General features: G+C 71.8%; 23 protein-coding genes and 1 riboswitch. Of the genes, 10 read left to right on the top strand and 13 right to left on the bottom strand.

All coding sequences use genetic code 11. From position 1 onward, the window contains the following. Positions 1-3 precede the first annotated feature (3 nt). From ACIP37_RS26680 to ACIP37_RS26670, 3 genes are all read left to right on the top strand, one after another. Positions 4-870: a DUF2637 domain-containing protein gene (locus ACIP37_RS26680; RefSeq protein ID WP_400808869.1), complete on the top strand. Its 867-nt coding sequence runs from the start codon at positions 4-6 to the stop codon at positions 868-870. Positions 871-936: 66 nt separating this feature from the next. After that, positions 937-2,451 carry a replication initiator gene (locus tag ACIP37_RS26675; protein WP_400808871.1) on the top strand — a complete coding sequence of 505 codons (1,515 nt, stop codon included), beginning with the start codon at positions 937-939 and terminating at the stop codon, positions 2,449-2,451. Then, positions 2,448-3,005 (top strand): hypothetical protein, encoded by a 558-nt coding sequence (locus ACIP37_RS26670; RefSeq protein ID WP_400808873.1) that lies wholly within the window; start codon positions 2,448-2,450, stop codon positions 3,003-3,005. Before ACIP37_RS26675 ends, ACIP37_RS26670 begins: the two co-directional genes overlap by 4 nt. A gap of 40 nt (positions 3,006-3,045) precedes the next feature. Here ACIP37_RS26670 and ACIP37_RS26665 read toward each other — a convergent pair whose 3' ends face one another. Continuing rightward, positions 3,046-4,077 (bottom strand): restriction endonuclease, encoded by a 1,032-nt coding sequence (locus ACIP37_RS26665; protein ID WP_400808876.1) that lies wholly within the window; start codon positions 4,075-4,077, stop codon positions 3,046-3,048. A 276-nt stretch (positions 4,078-4,353) separates the two neighbouring features. Further along, the gene (locus ACIP37_RS26660; protein WP_400844636.1) at positions 4,354-5,913 is read right to left on the bottom strand and encodes a recombinase family protein; all 1,560 of its coding nucleotides are present in this window, start codon (positions 5,911-5,913) and stop codon (positions 4,354-4,356) included. A gap of 108 nt (positions 5,914-6,021) precedes the next feature. Here ACIP37_RS26660 and ACIP37_RS26655 point away from each other — a divergent pair, with 108 nt between their 5' ends. Both ACIP37_RS26655 and ACIP37_RS26650 read left to right on the top strand, forming a co-directional pair. Beyond that, positions 6,022-7,653 (top strand): DNA repair helicase XPB, encoded by a 1,632-nt coding sequence (locus ACIP37_RS26655; protein WP_400808879.1) that lies wholly within the window; start codon positions 6,022-6,024, stop codon positions 7,651-7,653. Positions 7,654-7,983: 330 nt separating this feature from the next. After that, entirely contained in the window at positions 7,984-10,035 is a 2,052-nt protein-coding gene (locus tag ACIP37_RS26650; RefSeq protein ID WP_363584896.1) for an AAA family ATPase, read from the top strand. A gap of 57 nt (positions 10,036-10,092) precedes the next feature. On the opposite strand, the gene ACIP37_RS26645 is transcribed toward ACIP37_RS26650, so the two are convergent. The 8 genes from ACIP37_RS26645 to thrC all read right to left on the bottom strand — a co-directional run bounded on the left by ACIP37_RS26645 (position 10,093) and on the right by thrC (position 17,149). Beyond that, positions 10,093-10,779: a copper homeostasis protein CutC gene (locus ACIP37_RS26645; RefSeq protein ID WP_400808882.1), complete on the bottom strand. Its 687-nt coding sequence runs from the start codon at positions 10,777-10,779 to the stop codon at positions 10,093-10,095. A 57-nt stretch (positions 10,780-10,836) separates the two neighbouring features. Further along, a complete protein-coding gene (locus ACIP37_RS26640) occupies positions 10,837-11,835 on the bottom strand; it encodes a hypothetical protein (RefSeq protein WP_363632263.1) in 999 nt (332 codons plus the stop codon). Next, complete coding sequence (locus ACIP37_RS26635) at positions 11,832-12,215, bottom strand: PadR family transcriptional regulator (protein WP_363584890.1); 384 nt, start codon at positions 12,213-12,215, stop codon at positions 11,832-11,834. The genes ACIP37_RS26640 and ACIP37_RS26635 overlap by 4 nt, the downstream gene beginning before the upstream one ends. A gap of 121 nt (positions 12,216-12,336) precedes the next feature. After that, entirely contained in the window at positions 12,337-12,693 is a 357-nt protein-coding gene (locus ACIP37_RS26630) for a hypothetical protein (RefSeq protein ID WP_400808886.1), read from the bottom strand. Positions 12,694-12,788: 95 nt separating this feature from the next. Beyond that, the gene (gene groL / locus ACIP37_RS26625) at positions 12,789-14,411 is read right to left on the bottom strand and encodes a chaperonin GroEL (protein WP_063348228.1); all 1,623 of its coding nucleotides are present in this window, start codon (positions 14,409-14,411) and stop codon (positions 12,789-12,791) included. Positions 14,412-14,757: 346 nt separating this feature from the next. Next, positions 14,758-14,961, bottom strand: coding sequence for a cold-shock protein (locus ACIP37_RS26620; protein ID WP_030289665.1), 204 nt, complete (start codon positions 14,959-14,961; stop codon positions 14,758-14,760). A gap of 589 nt (positions 14,962-15,550) precedes the next feature. Continuing rightward, a complete protein-coding gene (locus tag ACIP37_RS26615) occupies positions 15,551-15,829 on the bottom strand; it encodes a MoaD/ThiS family protein (protein ID WP_363584886.1) in 279 nt (92 codons plus the stop codon). A gap of 39 nt (positions 15,830-15,868) precedes the next feature. Beyond that, positions 15,869-17,149 (bottom strand): threonine synthase, encoded by a 1,281-nt coding sequence (gene thrC, locus ACIP37_RS26610; RefSeq protein ID WP_363584884.1) that lies wholly within the window; start codon positions 17,147-17,149, stop codon positions 15,869-15,871. Between the two features lie 17 nt (positions 17,150-17,166). Next, a riboswitch (SAM riboswitch) is annotated at positions 17,167-17,303 on the bottom strand. A 171-nt stretch (positions 17,304-17,474) separates the two neighbouring features. Here thrC and ACIP37_RS26605 point away from each other — a divergent pair. Both ACIP37_RS26605 and ACIP37_RS26600 read left to right on the top strand, forming a co-directional pair. Further along, a complete protein-coding gene (locus tag ACIP37_RS26605) occupies positions 17,475-18,452 on the top strand; it encodes a glucosyl-3-phosphoglycerate synthase (RefSeq protein ID WP_363632276.1) in 978 nt (325 codons plus the stop codon). Between the two features lie 50 nt (positions 18,453-18,502). Beyond that, the gene (locus tag ACIP37_RS26600; protein WP_363584880.1) at positions 18,503-19,969 is read left to right on the top strand and encodes a trehalose-6-phosphate synthase; all 1,467 of its coding nucleotides are present in this window, start codon (positions 18,503-18,505) and stop codon (positions 19,967-19,969) included. A gap of 86 nt (positions 19,970-20,055) precedes the next feature. Here the strand turns inward: ACIP37_RS26600 and otsB are convergent, their stop codons facing one another. Both otsB and ACIP37_RS26590 read right to left on the bottom strand, forming a co-directional pair. Then, positions 20,056-20,895, bottom strand: coding sequence for a trehalose-phosphatase (gene otsB, locus ACIP37_RS26595; RefSeq protein ID WP_363584878.1), 840 nt, complete (start codon positions 20,893-20,895; stop codon positions 20,056-20,058). Between the two features lie 30 nt (positions 20,896-20,925). Further along, on the bottom strand, positions 20,926-21,186 hold the full coding sequence (locus ACIP37_RS26590) for a DUF3263 domain-containing protein (RefSeq protein ID WP_363584876.1): 261 nt from the start codon (positions 21,184-21,186) through the stop codon (positions 20,926-20,928). 67 nt (positions 21,187-21,253) lie between these two features. Between ACIP37_RS26590 and ACIP37_RS26585 the strand changes: the two genes are divergently transcribed. Beyond that, complete coding sequence (locus ACIP37_RS26585; protein WP_363584874.1) at positions 21,254-21,604, top strand: cupin domain-containing protein; 351 nt, start codon at positions 21,254-21,256, stop codon at positions 21,602-21,604. 49 nt (positions 21,605-21,653) lie between these two features. Here the strand turns inward: ACIP37_RS26585 and ACIP37_RS26580 are convergent, their stop codons facing one another. After that, positions 21,654-22,934, bottom strand: a complete 1,281-nt coding sequence (locus ACIP37_RS26580; RefSeq protein WP_363584872.1) for an extracellular solute-binding protein — start codon at positions 22,932-22,934, stop codon at positions 21,654-21,656. Between the two features lie 293 nt (positions 22,935-23,227). Here ACIP37_RS26580 and ACIP37_RS26575 point away from each other — a divergent pair, with 293 nt between their 5' ends. Together ACIP37_RS26575 and ACIP37_RS26570 are read left to right on the top strand one after the other, a co-directional pair. Next, entirely contained in the window at positions 23,228-24,175 is a 948-nt protein-coding gene (locus tag ACIP37_RS26575) for an ROK family protein (RefSeq protein ID WP_400808893.1), read from the top strand. Next, positions 24,172-24,699 (top strand): amidohydrolase family protein (locus ACIP37_RS26570; protein ID WP_400844609.1); only part of this gene is annotated, 528 nt, incomplete at its 3' end. The genes ACIP37_RS26575 and ACIP37_RS26570, both read left to right, overlap by 4 nt.

Raw genomic sequence — 24,699 nt, 5'->3', positions numbered from 1 at the left:
GCGATGACCGCCACCGCCCCCGCCACACCCGGCACCGCCCGTGCGGGAACGTTCACCCGCGTCACGGTCACGATCGTGATGGCGGTCATCGCCTCCCTCGCCTTCGTCTTCTCCTTCGGCAACGTCTGGGCCCTCGCCCTGCGCCTGGGCGTCCCCCACCCGATCGCGCCCCTGATCGCCCCCATGGTCGACCTGTCCGTCGTCGGCCTCCTCGTCGCCCTCCACCACCTCGTCCTGACCGGCACCGAGCCGGACCAACTCCGCTCCGCCGCCCGGCTGATGCACCTGTGCGGTGCTCTCACCCTCGCCCTCAACACCGCCGAACCCGTCATCGCCGGCCACTACGGACGCGCCTGCCTCGACACCGTCGCCCCCGCCCTCCTCCTCGGCTGGGGAACGGTCGGCCCCGACCTCCTGCGCCACCTCGCCCCCCCAACAGCCAGCCCCAGCAAGGAACTTGCACCTGACACCATCGACCCCCTGGCCCCGGCTCCTGCCCCGCCGACCCCACCGGCCGACCAGCCCACCCCGGCGCCCCCTGCGGATACGGCCCCGCCGACCCCGGCCGCTGGACCCCCGGCGGAGCCCGAACCCGCCCCGGACCCCCAGCCCGAGCCCGTTGCCACGCCCGCCCCGGCCGCTGAGCCCCCGGCCCCCACGCCCCCGGTCCTGCCCAATGCCCCGGCCCCCGCACCTGCGGCCCTGCCCGACGTCCCGGCCCCGCTCCTTGGTGCCGCCCGCCGCATCGCCGACGACCACCGCGCCCGCACCGGCGACGTGATCACCCCAGGCGAACTGCGCGCCCGCCTCGGCGTCCCGCCCCGCCTGGCCGACGCCGTCCACGCCCACCTGGCCGCCGTCCCCGCCTGACCCCTGCCCCACCCGCCTCGCGCCGACCGCGAGCACGCCCCTCGTGGTCGGCGCGACGGCACCCCCATGCCTCACCACCCCTCGACTGCCCGGAAGGACAGCCCTGTGACCGATCTCCACCCCGACCTCCTCGACCTGCGCGCGGTCGCCTCACTGGCCGCCCGGGACCTGGTCCACCTCGCCAACCGCGACGACTTCGACCGCATCGAGGCCACCGTCGAGCGCCTGGCCGGATGTGCCCACCCCATCCAGCTCACCGGCAGTACCACCACGTTCGACAAGGCCACCGGCGAACCCCTGCGGCACTACTCCAGCATCGCCGAACCCCTCGGCCGCACCCTCATCGCCTGCGGCAACCGCCGCGCAACCCGCTGCCCCTCCTGCTCCCGCGTCTACGCCGCCGACACCTACCAGCTCATTCGCGCGGGCCTCGCCGGAGGCAAGGGCACCCCCGACGCCGTCCGCACCCACCCCCGCGTCTTCGTCACTCTCACCGCCCCCAGCTTCGGCCCCGTCCACAACCGCCCCACCACCCGCACCGGCAAGCCCTTCCCCTGCCGCTGTGGCACCCTCCACGGCGCCGACGCCCCGATCCTCGGCACGCCCGTCGACCCCGTCACCTACGACTACGCCGGAGCTGTCCTCTTCAACGCCCACGCCGGAGCGCTCTGGGCTCGCTTCACCACCTACCTGCGCCGCGAGGTCGCCCACGCCGCCGGCCTGACCGTCAAGGAACTGCGCGACCACTGCCGGGTCTCCTTCGCCAAGGTCGCCGAGTTCCAAAAGCGCGGCCTGGTCCACTTCCACGCCATCGTCCGCCTCGACGGCCCCGAAGGCTCCACCACCACCCCGCCCGCCTGGGCCACCACCGACCTCCTCACCGACGCCGTCCGCACCGCTGCGGACAAGGTGGCCGTCACCGTGACCGGCGACTCCATCGGCGAACGAGTCCTGCGCTGGGGCGAACAGCTCGACGCCCGCGTGATCCGCCGACCCGTCGACACCGACCGCGACGACACCCCGCTCACGGACGCCGCCGTGGCTGGCTACGTCGCCAAGTACGCCACCAAGTCCGCGGAGGGCACCGGCACCATCGACCGCCCCCTCTACTGCACCCGGTGCAAGGGACGCGGACGCACCTCCACCGACGACGGCGACACCGAATGCCGCTCATGCGACGGCACCGGCCTGGCCGAACCCATCAAGGACCTCAAGGTGGCCGCACACGTCCGCCAGATGATCCGTACCTGCTGGGACCTCGGCCGCCGCGTCACCGACTTCGCCGACCTCAAGCTCACCAAGTGGGCCCACATGCTCGGCTTCCGGGGCCACTTCTCCACCAAGTCCCGCCGCTACTCCACCACCCTCGGCACCCTCCGGGGCGTCCGGCGGACTTGGCAGAGCGAACAGGCCCGAATCCGTGCCGGCCACCCGCCCATCGACCCCGACACTACCCTCGTCGTCTCCGACTGGCGATACCTCGCCACCGGCTACACCCCCGGCGAAGAACTCCTCGCCCAAACCGTCCGCGACAACCGCACCGCCGCACAACGCCTCAAGCGGGAAGGGGACATGGGATGACGACAGCAGCCCCCAATCTCGACTGGGCGCGAAACCGTGTCGACGAGGCGTTCGCCAACACCACTGTCGGTGAATTCCTCACCGGGCAGCACACAGATGGCCGGACAGCAGAGCACTCCATGTGGCTTGTGACCACGGAGTTTCCGACCATCGCCGCCGATCTCGTCGAACTTCTTGGTGGCACAGCAACTCGGCCGCTGACAACCACGAGCGCCCAGATCGCTGTGGAGACACAGGCCCCCGACGTTCTGGTTGTCCTGGATGGCCCGGAGGCTCTGACCTGTGCGCTCGTCCAGCAAGCGGCGACTACCGCCCTTGTGCCGGCCATTTCTGTCCGTTTCCAGCTCGCAGACGCCCGTCAGCTCGGCGCGTTCGACTTCAAGTCCACGTCATGGAACCTTGCCGAAACGATCATGGACGTACAACAAGACCTCGCTCAGAACGATGGACCATCGCTCTGCAAGCTCTCGCTGCAACTGGTCCGATTCAGGGCCCGCAACGGCGTCGAGATGGCATTCCGAAAGCCCTCTCTTACGGTCCTCCGGGGCCTGTAACCAGCTGAACAGCTGAGGCGGTCAGGCGGTCCTTCCCGCATCAATCCAGGGCAGGACCGGCGACTGCTGCCACTGACGTGGGCAACCGGGCGCTGACGGGCTGGGCGTACCGGCCGAATTGGGCGAGTACCTGCTCGAAGCTCCGTCCCTGCACCAGCCAGCGGCGCAGAGCGTCGTGGTTGAGCGCGCGGATTCCGTACTTATCGCCGAACTGACGTGCAGGAGCAGTGAAGTCACCGTTGGTCAGGACGACGGCGACATCAGCGCCATGTTCTTGTTTGGCGGAGCCGTTGACCTCCCGCATCACCCTGGGCTCAACTTTCCTTCGACCGCCCGTGGTGTGCTTGATCTGGATCACCACTCGGACACCGGCGGGTGAGGTGGCGATCACGTCGGCGCCACCGTCGTTGGCACCGCCATTGGCTTGCTCTATGACATACCCCTCGTCGCGCAGCGTGTTGGCGATTAGGGCCTCGAAGTCGCTGTGGTGCAGGTAGTCCACGACAGCACTTGCGGCACCCGCTGGTAGCACTTGCCGGACCACGGTCGTCACGTAGCCGCGAGGGTCACGCGGGTCAGTGTGCCGGCCCTCGCACAGCTCGCTTGCGAAGACGAAGGAGGGAAGTGACGGGAGGCCCTTGCGCGCCACATCGACGACGCCCAACAGCCCGGTGAACCGCTCCATCTCCCGGTCGGCCTGCCCCCATCCGCAGGCAGGCTCGTCCATCTGCTTGGGTGGTGGAGCGATCTCGAACTGGAGGACCTCTTGTTGCGTCTCGCAAGCTGACGTAACAACGACGGGTAGCTTGCTCCAGCCGGGAGTTGAGCACGAACCCCACCAGTTCTTCCCAGCCGTGTCATCCGGCCGTCTTACCTCGAAGGCCATCCGTTCGTGATGCTCCCCGGGGCCGCGGGCAGCAACGATCGTGGTGACCACACCCGAGGTGACAATGCGGTCCCCAACGCCCACGTCCAGGGCTTTAGTGGGGATTACACGGCGGGTAGGGTCGCAGTTACGGCGATCCTGGTGCCACGCATCGAACATCGAGTTACGGGACTCGTCGAGGATCATTCGGCAGCAGAGAACGCATCGTGCCGAACTGAGCGTAACGGATGCGGGCATAGGCTCCCCCTCGATATCGCGCGTACCTCAAGAGAGGCTAGCGACGGGGACTGACAGAACGTCGGAGACCTTGAAACTGTGCGACCGAGACGGCAAAGTCGGCTCGGACTGTTCGACCCCTGCCACCACCCGATAGTGGGGCGAACCCTCAGTAGCAACTCAACACCACGTACAGCGGCCCGCCTTCGGCACTCCCGAAGGCGGGCCGCTCACGTTCTCAGTCCGTCACTCCTCAGGTTCCGGCGAGACGTCGCCGTGGCCGCCTGCCCCGTCCACTGCCGCGACCTTCCCAGCTGCGGACCGCCGCATCAAGCCCTCCTCGCCGAAGTGGAGGGCAAGCCGCTTCAGGTCCAGGACCTTGCCCGCCTTCGCTGCCGGAGCCACCTCGACGTACGCGCCCGTGCTGAGCAACAAGTCCCGCTTCCCCGCCACGTCGGCGTCCCGCCAGACCTCCTCATGCGTCTTGCCGATCGGGACCACCTCCGTCCCCGCCGGCTTCGCGTTCCGCTGCCGCTCCTTGAGGTCGGCGATCCGCTCCTCAAGGCGGGCGTACTGCGTCACGTACCGCTGGGCGCCGTCATCGCCCTTGAAGAGACCGCGCTCGTACCGGTCCCTCTCAAGGTCAGTCAGTGCTTCCTCAGCCTGCCTGATCTGCGGCCGGAAGTTCTCCCCTGCGTGCTCCACCACCCGTACCACGGGAAGACGGCCGAACTTCCGAAGGAACTCCGCCTCGACGTGGTCCTCCATCCCCTTGCCCGCGATGCTCACGCCGTAGCAGTCGACCGCCACGCCACCCTGTCGCTTCTTGAGCCGACCGATGCAGCGGTACCGCGTCCGCCCGCTCGCTACGTAGGTGTACATCCGGAACCCGCACAGCGCGCAGTGAGCCACGCCGCGCAGCAGCGATGTCGCCTCCCGCCTGCGCTCGCCCGGGTTGTTCGAGCGGCGGCCCAACTCGTCCTGGAGCGCCTGCCAGGTGTCCATGTCCAGGATCGGTGGCCGGTTGACCAACGGCAGTCCATCGGTTCGCAGGATCGGCTTTCCGTCCTCGATGACCTGCCCAAGCAACTGCGGGTTGCTCAGCAGGCTCCGCAGCGAAGTCGTGTACCACTTCTTCGAGTTGCTGCGCTTGCCGGTGGTCTGCCGCGACGTGTGCCCCGGCGACGGGACGTCGGCCTTGGTGAGGTCGATGGCGATCTGGATCAACGAGTCCTTGGCCAGCACTCGCTTCACGATCGAGTGAATGGTCTTGGCCTCCTCCTGGTTGACGACCAGCACCTTCCCCGCGCCGTCCGGGTTCGGGGCCACCTCGTAGCCGTAGGGGACGCGTCCCCCGGTGTAGCGGCCTTCCCGTCGCAGGTGCTCGTGGGCGCCGGCAACTCGCATGCCGATGGTGTCCGACTCCAGCTCGGCGAAGACGGCGATCACCTTCGCCATGGCCCGTCCCATGGACGACGTGAGATCCAGCGGTTCCGTCGCCGACGCCAGGGCAACGCTCTGCGCCTCGGTGATCTTCATGATCTCGGCGAAGTCCACCGTGGACCGCGCAAGTCGGTCGATCTTGAAGAACACGATCACGTCGACCTCGTCGAGCCGTTCCAGGATCTTCTGGAGCCCGGGGCGTTCCAGGCCGCGGGAGAACCCGGAGACGTCGATGTCTTCCTCGACGGCGACCACGGTCCAACCGCGTGCCGCACACAGCTGCTCGCAGGCCGCCCGCTGGCGCTCTGGCGAAGTGGTTTCCTCTGTCTCGCGCGATAGGCGAACATAGATAGCTGCGCGCATACCTGGTGCGCTGGCCGGAACGCCCTTCCGGCGACGGGCTCGGGGCATGGCCCGAACAGTGGCAGTCGTGGTCTCTGTCACGCGGCGATCCTATCCACGGAGGTATGTGTGTCCTGCCTAATCGTCCAGAGCGACAAAACTCTTCTCCTGGAGATCGATCACCCCAAGGCCGCCGAGTGCCGCCGCGTCATCGCGCCGTTCGCCGAGTTGGAACGCGCCCCCGAGCACGTGCACACGTACCGGGTGACGCCGCTCGGGCTGTGGAACGCGCGGGCGGCGGGGCACGACGCCGAGCAGGTGGTCGACGCCCTGGTGACGTACTCGCGCTACCCGGTGCCGCACGCGCTGCTGGTGGACGTGGCGGACACCATGGGCCGCTACGGGCGGCTCCAGCTGCTCAAGCACCCGACGCACGGGCTGGTGCTCGCCACCACCGACCGGCCGGTGCTGGAGGAGGTGCTGCGCTCCAAGAAGATCGCGCCGCTGGTCGGCGCCCGGGTCGACCCGGACACGGTGGTGGTGCACCCCTCCGAGCGCGGCCAGATCAAGCAGGTGCTGCTCAAGCTCGGCTGGCCGGCCGAGGACTTCGCCGGGTACGTGGACGGCGAGGCGCACCCGATCGAGCTGGACGAGGACGGCTGGCGGCTGCGCCCGTACCAGGCGCAGGCCGTCGAGGGCTTCTGGCACGGCGGCTCGGGCGTCGTGGTGCTGCCCTGCGGCGCCGGCAAGACGCTGGTCGGCGCGGCCGCGATGGCGCACGCCAAGTCGACGACGCTGATCCTGGTCACCAACACCGTCTCGGCCCGCCAGTGGAAGCACGAGCTGGTCAAGCGCACCTCGCTCACCGAGGAGGAGATCGGCGAGTACAGCGGGACGCGCAAGGAGATCCGCCCGGTCACCATCGCCACCTACCAGGTGATGACCACCAAGCGGAAGGGCGCCTACGCGCACCTGGAGCTGTTCGACGCCCGCAACTGGGGCCTGGTGGTCTACGACGAGGTGCACCTGCTGCCGGCGCCGGTGTTCAAGTTCACCGCCGACCTCCAGGCCCGCCGCCGCCTGGGCCTGACCGCGACGCTGGTGCGCGAGGACGGCCGCGAGGGCGACGTGTTCAGCCTGATCGGGCCCAAGCGCTTCGACGCGCCGTGGAAGGAGATCGAGGCACAGGGCTACATCGCGCCCGCCGACTGCTGCGAGGTGCGGGTCACCCTGACCGACTCGGAGCGCCTGGCGTACGCCACCGCCGAGCCCGAGGAGCGCTACCGCTTCTGCGCCACCACGGCGACCAAGCGGCGGGTGGTGGAGGCGCTGGTGAAGAAGCACGAGAAGGACCAGACGCTGGTCATCGGCCAGTACATCGACCAGCTGGACGAGCTCGGCGAGGTGCTGGACGCGCCCGTGATCAAGGGCGAGACCAGCAACGCCCAGCGCGAGAAGCTCTTCGAGGCGTTCCGCAACAAGGAGATCGGCGTCCTGGTGGTCTCCAAGGTCGCGAACTTCTCGATCGACCTGCCCGAGGCCACCGTGGCCATCCAGGTCTCCGGGACGTTCGGCTCCCGCCAGGAGGAGGCCCAGCGCCTGGGCCGCGTCCTGCGTCCGAAGGCGGACGGCCACTCGGCGCACTTCTACTCGGTGGTCGCCCGGGACACCGTGGACCAGGACTTCGCCGCCCACCGGCAGCGCTTCCTGGCCGAGCAGGGCTACGCGTACCGCATCATCGACGCGGACGACGTGCTGTAGGACGTGCGGTAGGACACGCCCCGGTACCGGACACCGTCGCGCCCGAGGAGGACCACGCGCGCGCGGCGGTGCCCGGGGCGGCGCCGCCGTCGCGCACGTCCTCCGGGCCGTACGGGGGCCGGGACCCGCGGGCCCGGGACCTGCGGGGCTGGAACCCCGGGGCGCCCGGGTCTAGGATCGTCCGTCTGCCCCCTCCCGAACCGTGGTACCCGCTGAAGTCGCGCGGGCAGCCGGGGGAGGCGCCGACCGCACGGCAACCGGTCGGCCGTACCCACCGTGAGCTCCATCGATCCGCTGCGCCCGCTTCCGGCGCAGCCGGGAAGGTTCGCTGTGCCCGCCACCCCCACCACCGACCCCCTCCAGCGCGAACGCGACCACCTGGCCGCGTCCCGGTCCGCGCTGCGAGCGATGCGCGAGGACGTCCAGTCGCTGGACCTGCGCGACGTGACCGGCACCTGGGTGTCCGCCGCCGTCCTCCAGAACCAGATCGAGGCCCGGATCGCCGCCCTCGCCGACCTCTCGCACACCCCGCTGTTCTTCGGCCGCCTGGACTACCTACACACGATCAGCGAGGAGCTGAGCGAAGGAGGCGGCGGGGAGAGCTTCTACATCGGGCGCCGGCACGTCCACGACGCCGACGGCGACCCGATGGTGATCGACTGGCGCGCGCCGGTCTCCCAGCCGTTCTACCGGGCCAGCCGCACCGAGCCGCTGGACGTCGAACGCCGCCGCCGCTTCGGCTACACCGGCGGCGAGCTCACCGCCTACGAGGACGAGCACCTGAGCGACCCGGCGGAGGCGGACACCGCCTCCGCCCTGCTCGCCGCCGAGATCGAGAAGCCCCGCGTCGGCCCGATGCGCGACATCGTCGCCACCATCCAGCCCGAGCAGGACGAGATCGTCCGCTCCGACGTGACGGGCACCATCTGCGTCCAGGGCGCCCCCGGCACCGGGAAGACGGCCGTGGGCCTGCACCGCGTCGCGTACCTGCTGTACGCGCACCGCGAGCGCCTCGCCCGGACGGGCACGCTGGTGATCGGGCCGAACAACGCCTTCCTCTCCTACATCGAGCAGGTGCTCCCGGCCCTGGGCGAGCTGGACGTCAACCAGGCGACCGTGCAGCAGCTGGTCGGGCACGTCGAGGTGCGCGGCGAGGACGACCCGCGGGCGGCCCGGCTGAAGGGCGACGCCCGGATGGCCGAGGTGCTGCGCCGGGCGGTGCGCGCGGGCATCACGCTGCCCACCGAGCCCTGCGTGGTGGTCCGCGGCTCCCGCCGCTGGCGCGTCCAGGTGAACGAACTCACCGCGATCATCGAGGAGTTGAAGAGCCGCGAGGTGCGCTACGGCGCCGCCAGGGACGCCCTGCCACAGCGGATCGCGCACACCGTGCTGCTGAAGATGGAACAGTCCGGCGAGGCCCCCGACGACCGGGTGCAGGACGCGGTGGCCCGCAACCCCGCGGTCAAGGCGGTGGCCAAGGAGTGCTGGCCGGCGGTCGACCCGGCGAAGCTGGTGCTGCGACTGCTCTCCGACCCGGAGTTCCTGGCCGCCTGCGCGGAGGGCGTGCTGACCCCGGAGGAGCAGCAGGCGGTGCTGTGGCCCAAGCCGGGCCGCTCGGTGAAGACGGCCCGCTGGACGCAGGCCGACGCCGTCCTGGTCGACGAGGCGACGGACCTGGTGCAGCGCACCCCCTCGCTCGGGCACGTGGTGCTGGACGAGGCGCAGGACCTCTCCCCGATGCAGTACCGCGCGGTCGGCCGCCGCTGCACGACCGGCTCGGCGACCGTCCTCGGCGACCTCGCCCAGGGCACCACCCCGTGGGCGACGGCGAGCTGGCCGGACGCGCTGCGCCACCTGGGCAAGCCGGACGCCCACGTCGAGGAGCTGACCAAGGGCTTCCGGGTGCCGGAGGAGGTCATCGCGTACGCCTCCCGGCTGCTCCCGGCGATCGCCCCGGGCCTGGCCCCGGCGACCTCCGTCCGCGACGCCCCCGGCTCGCTGACGATCCGCCGCCTCCCGGACGCGGAGGCCGTGCCCGCCGTCGTGGCGGCCTGCCGCGAGGCGCTGGAGCACGAGGGCTCGACCGGGCTGATCGCCGCCGACGCCCGGATCCCGCTGCTCGCCGAGGCGCTGACCGCGGCCGGCCTGCCGTACCTGTCCCCCGGCGCCGAGACCAGCGCCGAGGCCCGGCTGACGCTCGTGCCGGCCTCGCTGGCCAAGGGTCTGGAGTACGACTACGTGGTGCTGGACGAGCCGGCCGCGGTGATCGCGGGCGAGCCGGACGAGCGGACCGGCCTGCGGCGGCTGTACGTGGCGCTCACCCGTGCCGTCTCCGGCCTGACGGTGCTGCACGGCGAACCGCTGCCCGCGCAGCTGCGCTGAGGAACCGAGCGGCGGGGGCCGGCCCCACCGGGACCGGCCCCCGCCCTCCTCGCGCGCTCAGGCGTCGATCAGGGCCCGCCACTCGGCGACCTTCGCCGCGTCCACCGGCGTCCGCCAGCCGTCGACCCGCACCGCGCCGCCGACGTGGAAGCCGTCGAAGCCCTCGGCCCGCAGCCCCTTCAGGTGTTCGGCCCGCAGGCCGCCGCCGATCAGGATCCGCTGCCCGTACCCGGGCTCGCCCGCGCGGGCCAGCTCCGCCAGGAGCACCTCGTACCCGGCGTCGACGCCGGCGGGCGCGCCCGAGGTGAGGAAGGTGTCCAGCCCGGGCAGCGCGCCGACGGCGGACCGCAGGGCGGCCCGGTCGGTGCTGTGGTCGATCGCCCGGTGGAAGGTCCAGCGGCAGCCGGCCACCGCCTCGGCGACGGCGGCGGTGGCGGCCAGGTCGACGGCGCCGTCGGCGTGGAGGAAGCCGAAGACGAACTCCTCGGCGCCCTCGGCCCGCAACGCGGCGGCCCGGGCGGCCAGTTCGTCCAGGCCGCCGGGCGCGAAGCCGTCCCGGATCCGGAGCATGACGCGCAGCGGGATGTCGACGGCGGCCCGGATCCGGGCGAAGTCCTCGACGGACGGGGTGAGCCCGTCCGCGGCCATGTCGGTGACCAGTTCGAGCCGGTCGGCGCCGCCCGACTCGGCAGCCTGGGCGTCCTGGGGCGTCAGCGCGATGACTTCGAAAATTGGTCTAGACATATCAGTAGGTTGCCACATCCGGCCGGGCCCGGCGAGCACTTCGCCCCGCCCCCCGGGTCACGCCAGGCTGCGCCCCTTCCCGGAGTCCCCGCCGAACCATCCGCCGAACCGTCCGCCGGGCCCGTCGCCGGCCCCGATCCGGCGCATCGCCACCGCGGCCGCCACCAGGAGCAGCAGCACCGGCGCCGCCATCGGCAGCACGTGCCAGAACCCGCGGCCCTCGCGCCAGATGTTGAACAGGCCCGCGAACATCGTCAGCGACAGCACCGCGACCCCGACGGCCGCCGGCAGCACCCGGCCGCGCAGCGCGGTGAAGGTCAGCAGCAGCGGCCCGATCAGCAGCGCCGCGAACCACTGCATGTCCAGCGGGAAGGTGGAGTCGCCCCAGTGCTGGAGCGCCACCAGCAGCCCGCCCCCGAGGACCGAGGCCAGCGCCAGCCCGCCGGAACGCCAGGAGGCCCTGGGCAGCAACTCCGTCGGCGCCGCGGCCAGCAGCAGCGCCCCCAACACGAACGGCATGGTGGCCACGCTGCTGTCCCCCACCCCCCAGAGGTCGAATTCCGGCGGCAGCACGACGGCCTGCGCCAGCACGAACAGCGCGGAGACGGCCTGGAGCAGCGAGATGACCCGCACCGCCGTCCAGCGCCCCGTCACGACGGCCACCGCGAGCAGCAGCGCGATCACCGGCGGCGCGATGGTCAGCGCGTACGTGGTGTACGAGGGGTCCCAGGTCAGCCGGCGGGCGGCCCGCTCCGCATCGCTCACCCACGGCACCAGCGCCGCACCGGCCAGCGCCCCGGCGACCATCGGCGCGGCCAGCGCGAGCACCCGCCCGGCCAGCGAGGAGCCGGTCAGCCCGAGCCGCACCCGCAGCCCGTACGCGGCCAGGTCGAACGCCTCACGGGCGACGGCCGAGCGGCCCGCCTCCGCCGTGGTGTCGGCGAACACCGCGGCCAGCTCCTCGCCGCGCTCCCGGCGGTAGCGGGGCGGGTAGAACTGCAGCGCCGCCCGCAGCGCGGTCGAAGGCGCCCCCATCGTCGGTGTGGTCATGGTCATGCGAAGAACCCCCTCATCATCGACTTCCCCTCCGGCTCCGGCTTGCCCTGGAGCGCCGACCAGACGTTCGCGAGACGGCGCTCCGCCTCGGTGGCGACGGCCCGCAGCCGCTCCGCCTCGGAGGCCAGCGCCTCCCGGCCGACGCTGGTCAGCGCGTAGCTGCGCCGCGCCCGCCCGTCCACGACCTCCTCCGCGGCGACCTCGATCAGCCCCTGCTGGAGCAGGCGGTCGAGGGCGCCGTACAGGGTGCCGGTGCGCATCTTGACCCGGCCCTCGGAGATGGCGGCGATCTCCTGGATGAGGGCGTAGCCGTGTCTCGGGGCGTCCGCCAGAGCGGTGAGCAGCAGCAGCGTCGGCTCCTGCATCGAGCGTTCAGTCATACGACTACATATATCGTCAACCTACCTATAGGTCCAGTACTCCCGCCGCCCGGTCCACGACGCGGACCACGAGCGGACTGGGAACGGACCAGGAGCGGGCTGGGAGCGGACCACGAGCGGGCTAGGAGAGCTCCCCCACCGGCGCGACCACCGCGCCCTGCTTGCCGCACACCCAGTGCGGCTCCGGCCCCAGCTCCGGCTCCACGCCGAGCGCGTGCGGGTCCCCGTCGGCGGCGCAGGCGGTGCACAGCGGCCAGCGCCCGTACGCCTCCAGCAGCGCGTCCTGGACGTCCTGGGCGACCAGCCCGAGCACGTACCCGGTGCCGTCCGGCCACTGCTCCAACCACCAGCGGCGGTGCGTCACGGCCTGCTCCACCAGGGAGACGACGGCGGCGTCCGCCACGTCCCGCGAGGTGAGGTCGGCCAGGATCAGCGCCCGCGCGTTGTGCAGCGCGGTCTCGATGTCGTCGGAAGCCATCTGTCCATTCTCCGGTAGAACGCCGTGTGGGCGGCCCCCCGAAGGGGACCGCCCACACGATCAGGAACCAGCCGATCCGATCGGTGCGATCAGGATCAGAAGTCCATGTCACCGCCCGGCATGCCGCCGCCGGCGGCCGCAGCGGCCTTCTCCGGCTTGTCGGCGATGACGGCCTCGGTGGTGAGGAACAGCGCCGCGATGGAGGCGGCGTTCTGCAGCGCGGAGCGGGTCACCTTGGCCGGGTCGATGATGCCCTCGGCGATCAGGTCGACGTAGGTGTTGGTGGCCGCGTTCAGGCCGTGACCGGCGGGGAGGTTGCGCACCTTCTCCACCACGACGCCACCCTCCAGGCCGGCGTTGGTCGCGATCTGCTTGATCGGGGCCTCCAGCGCGACCTTGACGATGTTGGCACCGGTGGCCTCGTCGCCCTCCAGCTCCAGCTTGTCGAAGGCGACCGAGGCCTGGAGCAGCGCGACGCCACCACCGGCGACGATGCCCTCCTCGACGGCGGCCTTCGCGTTGCGGACGGCGTCCTCGATGCGGTGCTTGCGCTCCTTGAGCTCCACCTCGGTGGCCGCGCCGGCCTTGATGACGGCCACGCCGCCGGCCAGCTTGGCGAGGCGCTCCTGGAGCTTCTCGCGGTCGTAGTCCGAGTCGCTGTTCTCGATCTCGGCGCGGATCTGGTTCACGCGGCCGGCGACCTGCTCGCTGTCACCGCCACCGTCGACGATGGTGGTCTCGTCCTTGGTGATGACCACCTTGCGGGCGGTGCCCAGCAGGTCGATGCCGGCGTTCTCCAGCTTGAGGCCGACCTCCTCGGAGATCACGGTGCCACCGGTGAGGATGGCGATGTCGCCGAGCATGGCCTTGCGGCGGTCGCCGAAGCCCGGGGCCTTGACGGCGACGGACTTGAAGGTGCCGCGGATCTTGTTCACGACCAGGGTCGACAGGGCCTCGCCCTCGACGTCCTCGGCGATGATGACGAGCGGCTTGCCGCTCTGCATGACCTTCTCCAGCAGCGGCAGCAGGTCCTTGACCGAGCCGATCTTGGAGTTGGCGATGAGGATGTAGGGGTCCTCGAAGGTCGCCTCCATGCGCTCCAGGTCGGTCGCGAAGTAGGCGGAGATGTAGCCCTTGTCGAAGCGCATGCCCTCGGTGAGCTCGAGCTCCAGACCGAAGGTGTTGCTCTCCTCGACGGTGATGACGCCTTCCTTGCCGACCTTGTCCATGGCCTCGGCGATGAGCTCGCCGATCTGGGTGTCGGCGGCCGAGATGGAGGCGGTGGAGGCGATCTGCTCCTTGGTCTCCACGTCCTTGGCCTGGGCCAGCAGCTGGTCGGAGACGGCGGCGACGGCCTTCTCGATGCCGCGCTTCAGGGCCATCGGGTTGGCGCCGGCGGCGACGTTGCGCAGACCCTCGCGAACCAGGGCCTGGGCGAGCACGGTGGCGGTGGTGGTGCCGTCACCCGCGACGTCGTCGGTCTTCTTGGCGACCTCCTTGACGAGCTCCGCGCCGATCTTCTCGTAGGGGTCCTCGAGCTCGATCTCCTTGGCGATGGAGACACCGTCGTTGGTGATCGTGGGGGCGCCCCACTTCTTCTCCAGCACGACGTTGCGACCCTTGGGGCCGAGCGTGACCTTCACTGCGTCGGCGAGCTGGTTCATGCCACGCTCAAGGCCGCGGCGAGCTTCCTCATCAAAGGCGATGATCTTGGCCATCAGAAGTGGTCCTCCGGGACACGGTCGACTGCTCGGACCAAGGGGTGCCCGCGACGGACGGCCCTGGTGTGCGGGGGTCCTTTCCCCTACCGCTCCCGGGGGCCTCACCGACCCGGTCCGCTGTCACTCTCACGCTGTGAGTGCTAACGCCAATAATTAGCACTCGGGGTGGTCGAGTGCAAGCCCAATCGCGATCCCGCGAGCCGCCCGGGGCGCTCCCGCCGACCCGCGCAACTCCCCGCCGGGGAACGCCGACGGGCCCGTACGACGCGTGTCGCACGGGCCCGTCGAGAAGCGAGTGGTCACCAGCCGTGGGCCGCGCCGAGCTCCTGGGGTCGGAAGGGGGTCACACCGCGGCGCGGACCATGTCCGCCTGCGGGCCCTTCTGTCCCTGGGAGATCTCGAACTCGACCCGCTGGCCCTCCTCGAGGGTGCGGTAGCCGTCCATCTGGATCGCGCTGTAGTGGACGAAGACGTCCGCACCACCGTCGACCGCGATGAAGCCGTAGCCCTTCTCCGCGTTGAACCACTTGACGGTGCCCTGAGCCATTCCGAACTCCCCTAGTGCTGTGCTGGCCCTTCACGCGCCCGCAGGTCGCGGGCCCGGGTCTGGTTTGAAGGCCGGCCCGGGGAACCCCCCCTGGGCGCAGCCGTGCACGCCGCAACCCTCCGCCGGGGGTGCCTGACGGCGCCCTGTGAGCGGGTGATTACGTCGACCGCGGCTGAATGTATCCGGATCGACGCCCTCTGCAACAGGGTCAGCTGCGGGGAATTCCGGCACCACGCCAAGGGGCAGGACGGGCCAAAGCGGGAGGAATTCGGCATTTCACGCCGGACATAGCGGACGGATTACTGCAAATCCCCGCGGGAATTCTGACATCTGCCTGACATGTTTCACGGCCCAGGCACCCGACCGGTCTCAGCGGCCGGACGACCGTCCGGCGATTCGCGGGTGATTCGCGGGTGAGGATGAGGGGAAGCCCTGTTCCCAACCGAGCCACACTCTACTCCGACTTGACCCCGCCATATTCCCGCCGAAATGCGGCCGGCCGCCCGTGCGTACGGAGAACGGAATTCCGTACGCGCGGACGGCCGGTCGGACGAGCGGCTCGGGCGGGGTGCCCGGATCGGGGCGCGGCTCAGCAGCCGCCGGCCACCGCCGGGATGATCGAGACGCTGGCGCCGTCCGCGATCCCGGTCGCCAGGCCCTCGGCGAAGCGCACGTCGTCGTCGTTCACGTAGACGTTGACGAAGCGGCGCAGCTTGCCGGCGTCGTCCAGGATGCGGGCGGCGATCCCCGCGTGGTTCTTCTCCAGGTCGGCGATGACCTCGCCCAGGGTGGCGCCCTCGGCGGCCACCTCGGCGGCGCCGCCGGTGTAGGTGCGCAGGATGGTGGGGATACGGACGTTGGCGCTCATGGTTCTCCTAGCGGACAGGGCCCAGCGGGGTGGGGGGATTCAGGCGGACGCGAGGCCGGCGTCGTGGAAGGACGCCAGGGTCGGGCGGATGACGGCGGTCATCCCGGCCCCGGCGACGGCGTCCAGGGTCTTCAGGCCGTCGCCGGTGTTGATCGCGACGGTCTCCTTGGCCGGGTCCAGCTGGCCGGTCTCCACCAGCTTCTTCAGCACGCCGACGGTCACCCCGCCCGCGGTCTCGGCGAAGACGCCCTCGGTCCGGGCCAGCAGCCGGATCGCGTCCACCACCTCGGCGTCGGTGACGTCCTCGACCGCGCCGCCGGTGCGCCGGGCGATGTCCAGCACGTACGGGCCGTCCGCCGGGTTGCCGATCGCCAGCGACTTGGCGATGGTGTCCGGCTTGACCGGGCGGATCACGTCCTGGCCGGCCTTGAACGCCGCCGACACCGGGGAGCAGCCCGCCGCCTGGGCACCGAAAACCTTGTACGGCCGGTCCTCGACCAGGCCGAGCCTGATCAGCTCCTGCAGCCCCTTGTCGATCTTGGTCAGCTGGGAGCCGGAGGCGATCGGGATGACGATCTGCTCCGGCAGCCGCCAGCCGAGCTGCTCGCAGATCTCGTACGCCAGCGTCTTGGAGCCCTCGCCGTAGTACGGGCGCAGGTTGACGTTGACGAAGCCCCAGCCCTCGCCGGCCGGGTCGCCGATCAGCTCCGAGCAGAAGCGGTTCACGTCGTCGTAGTTGCCCTCGATGCCGACCAGCTCACCGCCGTACACCCCGGCCATGACGACCTTGCCCTGCTCCAGGTCGTGCGGGATGAACACGCAGGACTTGAAGCCGGCCCGGGCAGCCGCCGCGCCCACCGCGCCGGCCAGGTTGCCGGTGGAGGAGCAGGAGAGCGTCGTGAAGTCGAAGGCCCGCGCGGCCTCGATGGCGCAGGCCACCACGCGGTCCTTGAACGAGTGGGTCGGGTTGCCCGAGTCGTCCTTGATGTGCAGCTGCGCGGTGAAGCCCAGCTCGCGGCCCAGGTTGTCCGCCTTGACCAGCGGGGTCCAGCCGGGGTTCAGGTTGGGCTTGGTGGCGACGTCGGCCGGGACGGGCAGCAGCGGCGCGTAGCGCCAGATCGAGCTCGGGCCGGCCTCGATCCGGCGGCGCAGCGCCTCGGCGTCCTCGCTGCCGAAGTCGTACGCGATCTCCAGCGGGCCGAAGCACTCCAGGCAGGCGAAGCTCGGACCGAGCGGGAAGCGGGTGCCGCACTCCCGACAGGACAGCGCGGTGGCGGGGCCGAGGTCCACGGATGCGGGTGCGACAGTGTCGATAGCCATGATGGCGGAGGCCTCTCTCCTCATCTTCCCCGTGGCACGGTCGCGCCACAGGCCGGAATTGGCACCTGTCCCGCCGGGGCCTGTCGACAGACAGCCGCGCGAGAAGGTTGCCGGGACGTCAACGGGCCGTTCCCTCAGTCCCTCTGGATGAGCTTGTGAAATTGTGGTGGTGCTCAACGGCGACCCCGGCGTGCAAAGGTCCGGCCGCTGTACGAAGACTGTATCCGAAGGCGTCAACCCCGAACGGGATCGTCCGCCACGCGAGATGGCGCGTCCCACCGACCCCGCCGAGGAGAGTCCCGTGCCCGCCGAACCGACCCCCGCGCTGCTCCCGCAGGCGGCGTCCTGGCTGCGCCGCCGCTCGTGGAGCGCGGTCGACCGGCCGGTGCACGCCCTGCTGGAGGCCAAGCGCCGGACCGGCCACACGGTCAGCGTGGTGCTGCCCGCGCTGGACGAGGAGGCCACCGTCGGCGACATCGTCCGCACCATCCGCCGCGAGCTGATGGAGCGCCTCCCGCTGGTCGACGAACTCGTCGTGGTCGACTCCGGCTCGGCCGACGCCACCGCCGCCGTCGCGGCCCGGGCCGGCGCCCGGGTGGAGTACCGCGACGCGATCCTGCCCCGGCTGCCCGCCGTCCCCGGCAAGGGCGAGGTGCTCTGGCGCTCGCTGCTGGTCACCCGCGGCGACATCGTCTGCTTCGTCGACGCCGACCTGCGCGAGTTCGACCCGGCCTTCGTCTCCGGCATCCTCGGCCCGCTGCTGACCGAACCGGACATCCAGCTGGTCAAGGCCATGTACGACCGGCCGCTGGAGACCGAGGGCGCGGTGGTCCCGGCCGGCGGCGGCCGGGTCACCGAACTGGTCGCCCGCCCGCTGCTCAACCTGCACTGGCCGGAACTCGCCGGTTTCGTCCAGCCGCTCGGCGGCGAGTACGCGGCCCGCCGCGCGCTGCTCGAACGGCTCCCCTTCCCCACCGGCTACGGCGTCGAACTCGGCCTGCTGGTCGACGCGCTGGAGACGGTCGGGCTGGACGCCCTGGCCCAGGTGGACGTCGGCGTCCGGCACCACCGGCACCAGGACGGCCAGGCCCTCGGCCGGATGGCCGCCACCATCTACCGCACCGCCCTCGAACGCCTCGACCGCACCCACCGGCTGAAGGCCTCGGCCGACCTGGTCCACCCGCTGCTGACCCAGTTCACCCGCGACCCGCAGAGCCGGGAGTTCACCGCCCACACCCACCCGGTGACCGCCCTGGAACGCCCGCCCATGCACACCGTGCCCGAGTACGCGACCCGACACTGAACACCCACCGAAAGGGTTTGCCGCTCCGGAGCCCCGGCAACGTACCAACCATGGGCGATCTCACGACCGAACGTTCGAGTGCGACCGGCACCGCCCCCGTCCTGGTGGCCTCCAATCGGGGACCGGTGTCGTTCGGCACCGCGGACGACGGCACGCTGACCCTCCGCCGCGGCGGCGGAGGCCTGGTCTCCGGCCTCTCCGCCATCGACGACCCCGACGCCGTCTGGGTCTGCGCCGCCCTCGGCGCGGCCGACCGGCAGGCCGCCAGAGGGGCCCCGGACGGCCGCCTCGACCTGGCCGGGCACGACGTGGGCGGCCAGGCCGTCCGCATGCTGGACATCGATCCCGACACCTTCGCCCGCGCCTACAACGGCGTCGCCAACTCCACCCTCTGGTTCGTCCACCACCTGCTCTACGCCACCCCCACCGCCCCCGCCTTCGACGCCGGGTTCCGCACCGAGTGGGCCGCCTACCGCGCCTACAACGCCGCCTTCGCCGAGGCGCTGGCCGCCGAGGCCGCCCCCGGGGCCGCCGTGCTGGTCCAGGACTACCACCTCTCGCTGACCCCTGCCCTGCTCCGCGCCGCCCGCCCCGACCTGCGGATCGGCCACTTCTCGCACACCCCGTGGGCCCCGCCCGAGTACTTCCGGCTGCTTCCCGACGACGTCGCCGAGGCCGTCCTCACCGGCATCCTGGGCGCCGACCGGGCCGGCTTCCTGACCCGCCGCTGGGCGCTGGCCTTCGCCGACTGCTGCGCCGACCTGCTCGGTGCCGAGGTCGACCGGGACGCCATGACCGTCACCCACGCCGGCCGCACCACCCGGCTCGGCGTGCACGCGCTCGGCGCCGACGCCGACTTCCTGCGCGAGCGCTCCCACCGCCCGGACGTCGACGAACGCCTCGCCGCCCTCCGCGAGGCCGTCGGCGGGCGGCGCACCATCGTCCGGGTCGACCGCACCGAGCTGAGCAAGAACATCGTCCGCGGCCTCCAGGCCTACCGGCACCTGCTGCGCACCCGCCCCGAATGGCACGACCGGGTGGTGCACATCGCCTTCGCCTACCCCTCGCGCACCGACCTCGCCGAGTACCGCGCCTACACCGCGCAGGTCCAACGGCTCGCCGAGGACATCAACGCCGAGTTCGCCACCCCCGCCTGGCAGCCGCTGATCCTGCACGTCGACGACGACTTCCCGCGTTCCCTGGCCGCCTACCGGCTCGCCGACGTGGCCCTGGTCAACCCGATCCGGGACGGCATGAACCTGGTCGCCAAGGAGGTTCCGGTGGTGTCCGACCACGGCTGCGCCCTGGTGCTCTCCCGCGAGGCCGGCGCGCACGCCGAACTCGCCGAGGACGCGCTCACCGTCAACCCGTACGACATCATCGCCACCGCCGACGCCCTGCACGCCGGCCTCACCATGCCCGAGGGGGAGCGCGCCGACCGCACCAAGCGCCTCGCGGCGGCGGCCACCGCGCTGCCCCCGCAGCAGTGGTTCCTCGACCAGCTCAACGCGCTGTGAACCAGCTCAACGCGCTGTGAACCGGCTCAACGCGCTCTGAGCCCGCTCAACGCGCTCTGAGCCCGCTCAACGCGCCGTCGCCCGGCTCAGACCGCTCCGACGGCCGCGCCCAGCGCCGCGAGCAGCTCCACCACGCCGGCCGGGCCCGGGACCACCAGGTCGGCCCGGTCGGCGAGTTCGCGCACCGGCGCGTCCCCCACCGCGCCGCTGCACACCAGCAGCCCCGCCACCCCCTCGCCGCGCAGCTTCTCCACCGCCGCGAAGGCCGCCACGTCCCCCAGGTCGTCCCCCGCGTACAGCACCGAACCTGCCCCGCGCTCACGCAGGAAGCCGGTCAGCGCCGCGCCCTTGTCCACCCCCGGCGGCCGCAGCTCCAGCACCAGCCGCCCGGGCTCCACCACCAGCCCGTGCCCGGCCGCCAGCTCGCCGACCGGCGCCCGCAGCAGCTCCAGCGTCTCCTCGGGCGCCGCCGTGCGCCGGGTGTGCACCGCCAGCGAGCGCCCCTTGTCCTCCAGCCACGTCCCCTCGGGCGCCCCCGCCGCCGCCAGCAGGCCAGGCAGCGCCGCCCGCGCCCCGGCCACCCCGGGGTGCACCGGCGGCGCGGTCACCTCGCCGCCCTCCCAGCGCTCGGCGCCGTAGTGCCCCAGCACCACGACCCCGGGCAGCCCGTCCAGGCCGCCGTACTCCGCCGCCAGCGCGGCCGGCCGACCCGTCACCACCACCACGGCCCGCACCGCCGGCACCAGCGCCCGCAGCGCGGCCGCCGCCCCCGGATGTGCCCGCGCCCGATCGGGATCCGCCACGATCGGCGCCAGCGTCCCGTCGAAGTCCAGCGCGATCACCGCCTCGCCCGGCGCCGCCAGGATCGCCCGCAGCCCGTCCCGCCCGGCAGCCGTGACCGGCGCCCACTTCTCGTCAAAGCCCATGCCCGAGCCCTACCCCGCGGCCCCGTCCCGCTACCGTGCCGCCCGCCGGGCCTCCCGGATCCGGCGCAGCCGGTTCACCAGGACAGGGGCGTGCGCCAGGGCCTCCGGCCGGTCCAGCAGCGCGTTCAGCAGCTGGTAGTACCGGGTGGAGGAGAGCCCCAGTTCCTCCCGGATCGCCCGTTCCTTGGCCCCGGCCGTCCGCCACTGCCGCCCCTCCAGGGCCAGCACCGCCACGTCCCGCTCACTCAGCTCGCCCACCAGGACACCTCCGCCATCACTACGGAGTGTCATTCTCCCGCGTGAGCCGGACACACTGTGCGCCCTCCGGCACCCGGCCGCCCCGGCTAGCGTCGGCGGTATGACCACGCCCAGCTTCGCCGTGCACATCCCCACCGCCGACCTCGAACCCGATCCGCTCGACCCGGCCCAGATCGTCTCCGGCACCCCGGAGGTCTCCGGCCTGGTCCTCGCCGAGTCCCCCGACGGCCGCCAGCTGCGCGGCATCTGGCAGATCACCCCCGGCGTGGTCACCGACGTGGAGGCCGACGAGTTGTTCGTGGTGCTCAGCGGCCGGGCCACCATCGAGGTCGAGGGCGGCCCGACCCTGGAGGTCGGCCCGGGCGACTGCGCCGTGCTGCGCGAGGGCGACCGGACCACCTGGACGGTCCACGAGACGCTCCGCAAGGCCTACGCCATCACGCTCCCCTGACGAGCCCGCCCCTGACGCCCCCGCCCCTGGAGGGCACCCCGGCCCGGGTTCACTTGCGGACCCGGGCCGCCTCCTTCACCGCCGCGTCCTGCAGCCCGGCGAGCGCCTGCTTCGGGTCGCCGGTGACGGCCTGCCCGATCCCGGCCTTGATCCGGTTGCTGACGTCGCCCCAGGCCGGGTCCCCGAACGGGTAGAAGCTGGCGTTGGTCAGCCCGACCGCGAACTGCTTGAGGTCCTCGTGCTTCGGGTCGGACGTCATCTGGTTGAACGCGTCCTGGGTGACCGGCAGCAGGTTGTACTGCTCGTCGAACTTCAGCTGGAACTCGCGGGAGTAGGCGAAGGACAGGAACTTCTTGATCTCGTTCTTGTGCCCGTTGGCCTTGAACGCCATCATCCAGTCCGCGACGCCGAGGCTGCCGGTCTTGCCCACGCCGTCCTTCTTGGGGATCGGCGCCGTCCCGAAGTCGATCTTCCCGGCGGTGGCCATCCGCAGCAGCGTCGGGTGCCCGTTCAGCATCGCGACCTTCCCGGCCGCGAAGTCCTGGAAGACCGGGGTGCGGTTCATCTTGCCCGGGTCCGGATAGGTCAGCCCGGTGGCCACCAGGTTGTTCTTCAGCCAGCTGAAGGTGGCCTGGTTCTGGGTGCTGTCGATGGTGTAGTTGCCGACGTCGTCGGAGAGGCTGCCGCCGCCGCTCAGCGTCCACAGCATGGACTCGGCCGGTGCCTCCTCCGGCCCGAGCGGCAGCCCGTACGGGGTCACGCCCGGCACCTTGGCCTTGATCTTCTCGGCGTCCTGGCGCAGTTCGTTCCAGGTGGCCGGCGGCTGGGTGATGCCGGCCTGGCGGAAGACCGCCTTGTTGTAGAAGAGCACCCGGGAGGAGGAGACGAACGGGATGCCGTACTGGGTGCCGAGCACCTGCCCGGCGTGCGCGAAGGTGTCCAGGAAATTGGCCTGGGTGTCCATCGAGAGCACGTCGGCGGCCGGGTACAGCCGGTCCGCCGCGACCTGGTCGGCGAAGCCGCCGGTCTGCAGCAGGTCGGGGGACTTGCCGGCCGCGATCATGTCGTCGACCTTCTTGCCGATGTCGGTCCAGCTGTCCACCTCGACGTCGACCTTGATGCCGGGGTTGGCGGCCTCGAAGCCGCGCGCGATCTCGTCCCAGTACAGCTTGGAGCTGGTGTCGGCGCTCTCCCCGTAGTCGGCGGCGACCAGCTTGAGGGTGACCGGCCCGTCCTCCTGCCCGCCGCAGGCGCTGACGGCGGTGAGTACCAGTGCTCCGGCCAGCGCGGTGCCGAGGACGCGGGTGGGAACGTGGGCGCGCCTGTTCAACGCGGGTACCGCCTTCAGGGGAGAACTGCGACCGGACGGGGGAATCCGGGAGGGGGGAGGCGCAACACTGCCAAACCCACCGGGCAGTGGTCCACACCACTGTGCCGAGCCCGCCGAGTAGTTATCGAAGTGCGGACGTCATTGCACGATGCGCAACAGAAGGTGAACGGAAGGCGCCCGGCGCAAAGCCGCTCACACTGCCCCCATCTGCGACAAAGCTCACCTACTTTGGACCAGACCAATCCGACAACTGGACTAGACCTCTTCTACCCGACCAAGGGAAACTGTCCTCCGTGAAGCACGTCATCGCACTCGATGTAGGCGGCACCGGCATGAAGGCCGCGCTGCTCGCCCAGGACGGCTCCGTGCTGTTCGAAGCACGCCGACCGACCGGGCGGGAGCACGGCACGGACGCCGTGGTCACCGCCATCCTCGACTTCGCCGCCGACCTGGCGGACGAGGGCCGGGGCCGCTTCGGCGTCGCCCCGCTCGCGGCCGGCGTCGCCGTCCCCGGCACGATCGACGAGAGGAACGGCATCGCGGTCTACTCGGCCAACCTCGGCTGGCGGGACCTCCCGCTGCGCAAGCTCCTGGGCGAGCGCCTGGCCGGGCCCGACCGCGCCGCCATCCCCGTCGCGCTCGGCCACGACGTGCGCTCGGGCGGCCTGGCCGAGGGCCGGCTCGGCGCCGGCCGGGGCGTCGACCGCTTCCTGTTCATCGCGCTGGGCACCGGCATCGCCGGTGCCATCGGCATCGGCGGCCGGATCGAGGCCGGCGCGCACGGCTACGGCGGCGAGATCGGCCACGTCGTGGTCCGCCCGGGCGGACCGCAGTGCGGCTGCGGCGCCCGCGGCTGCCTGGAGACGCTCGCCTCCGCCTCCGCCGTGTCCCGTGCCTGGGCCGCGGCCAGCGGCGACCCCGACGCCGACGCGGCATCCTGCGCCGCCGCGGTGGACGCCGGGGACGACCGCGCGCTCGCGGTCTGGCAGGGCGCCGTCGACGCCCTCGCCGACGGGATCGTGCTCGCCCAGAGCCTGCTCGACCCGTCCACGGTGATCGTCGGCGGCGGGCTGGCCGAGGCCGGTGACACGCTCTTCGGCCCGCTGCGCACGGCGGTCACCGAGCGCCTGACCTTCCAGATGCCCCCGAAGGTCGTACCCGCCATGCTCAAAGACACCGCCGCGTCCCTGGGCGCGGGCCTGCTCGCCTGGGATCTGCTCTCCATGGAGGTGACCGCGTGACCACCGCGGACCGTGACCGTACCGCACTGGCCGGCGCCCGGCTGGTCCTGCCCGGCGGCGTCGTCGAGGGCGGCCGCCTGGCCGTCGGGGGCGACCGGATCGCCGGCCTCGGAGGCGAGAGCGAGCCCGGCGACCTCGACCTGACCGGGTACACCGTCGTCCCCGGCTTCGTCGACCTGCACGTGCACGGCGGCGGTGGCGCCTCCTACGCCTCCGGCATCGCGGAGGAGGCCCTGCTCGCCGCCCGTACGCACCTGGAGCACGGCACCACCACCACGGTCGCGTCCACCGTCACCGGGGAGATCGACGAGGTCGCCCGCCAGGCGTCCGTGCTGTCCGAGCTGGTCGAGGACGGCGTGCTGGCCGGCATCCACTTCGAGGGCCCGTTCATCTCGCACAACCGCTGCGGCGCCCACCGCCCCGACCTGTTGCGCGACCCGGACCCGGCGCTGGTGCGCAAGCTGGTCGACGCGGCCCGCGGCCACGCGAAGATGGTCACCCTGGCCCCCGAACTGCCCGGCGGC

It is taken from the genome of Kitasatospora sp. NPDC088861 (assembly GCF_044750105.1).
Taxonomy (GTDB): domain Bacteria; phylum Actinomycetota; class Actinomycetes; order Streptomycetales; family Streptomycetaceae; genus Kitasatospora.
This window is presented reverse-complemented; position numbering and strand designations above follow the sequence as displayed.

Coding starts and splice junctions, on each gene's coding strand:
- ACIP37_RS26680 (WP_400808869.1), top strand. CDS start 4: ATGACCGCCACCGCCCCCGCCACACCCGGCACCGCCCGTGCGGGAACG.
- ACIP37_RS26675 (WP_400808871.1), top strand. CDS start 937: ATGCCTCACCACCCCTCGACTGCCCGGAAGGACAGCCCTGTGACCGAT.
- ACIP37_RS26670 (WP_400808873.1), top strand. CDS start 2,448: ATGACGACAGCAGCCCCCAATCTCGACTGGGCGCGAAACCGTGTCGAC.
- ACIP37_RS26665 (WP_400808876.1), bottom strand. CDS start 4,077: ATGATCCTCGACGAGTCCCGTAACTCGATGTTCGATGCGTGGCACCAG.
- ACIP37_RS26660 (WP_400844636.1), bottom strand. CDS start 5,913: ATGCGCGCAGCTATCTATGTTCGCCTATCGCGCGAGACAGAGGAAACC.
- ACIP37_RS26645 (WP_400808882.1), bottom strand. CDS start 10,779: ATGTCTAGACCAATTTTCGAAGTCATCGCGCTGACGCCCCAGGACGCC.
- ACIP37_RS26640 (WP_363632263.1), bottom strand. CDS start 11,835: ATGACCATGACCACACCGACGATGGGGGCGCCTTCGACCGCGCTGCGG.
- ACIP37_RS26635 (WP_363584890.1), bottom strand. CDS start 12,215: ATGACTGAACGCTCGATGCAGGAGCCGACGCTGCTGCTGCTCACCGCT.
- ACIP37_RS26630 (WP_400808886.1), bottom strand. CDS start 12,693: ATGGCTTCCGACGACATCGAGACCGCGCTGCACAACGCGCGGGCGCTG.
- groL (WP_063348228.1), bottom strand. CDS start 14,411: ATGGCCAAGATCATCGCCTTTGATGAGGAAGCTCGCCGCGGCCTTGAG.
- ACIP37_RS26620 (WP_030289665.1), bottom strand. CDS start 14,961: ATGGCTCAGGGCACCGTCAAGTGGTTCAACGCGGAGAAGGGCTACGGC.
- ACIP37_RS26615 (WP_363584886.1), bottom strand. CDS start 15,829: ATGAGCGCCAACGTCCGTATCCCCACCATCCTGCGCACCTACACCGGC.
- thrC (WP_363584884.1), bottom strand. CDS start 17,149: ATGGCTATCGACACTGTCGCACCCGCATCCGTGGACCTCGGCCCCGCC.
- ACIP37_RS26600 (WP_363584880.1), top strand. CDS start 18,503: ATGGGCGATCTCACGACCGAACGTTCGAGTGCGACCGGCACCGCCCCC.
- otsB (WP_363584878.1), bottom strand. CDS start 20,895: ATGGGCTTTGACGAGAAGTGGGCGCCGGTCACGGCTGCCGGGCGGGAC.
- ACIP37_RS26590 (WP_363584876.1), bottom strand. CDS start 21,186: ATGACACTCCGTAGTGATGGCGGAGGTGTCCTGGTGGGCGAGCTGAGT.
- ACIP37_RS26585 (WP_363584874.1), top strand. CDS start 21,254: ATGACCACGCCCAGCTTCGCCGTGCACATCCCCACCGCCGACCTCGAA.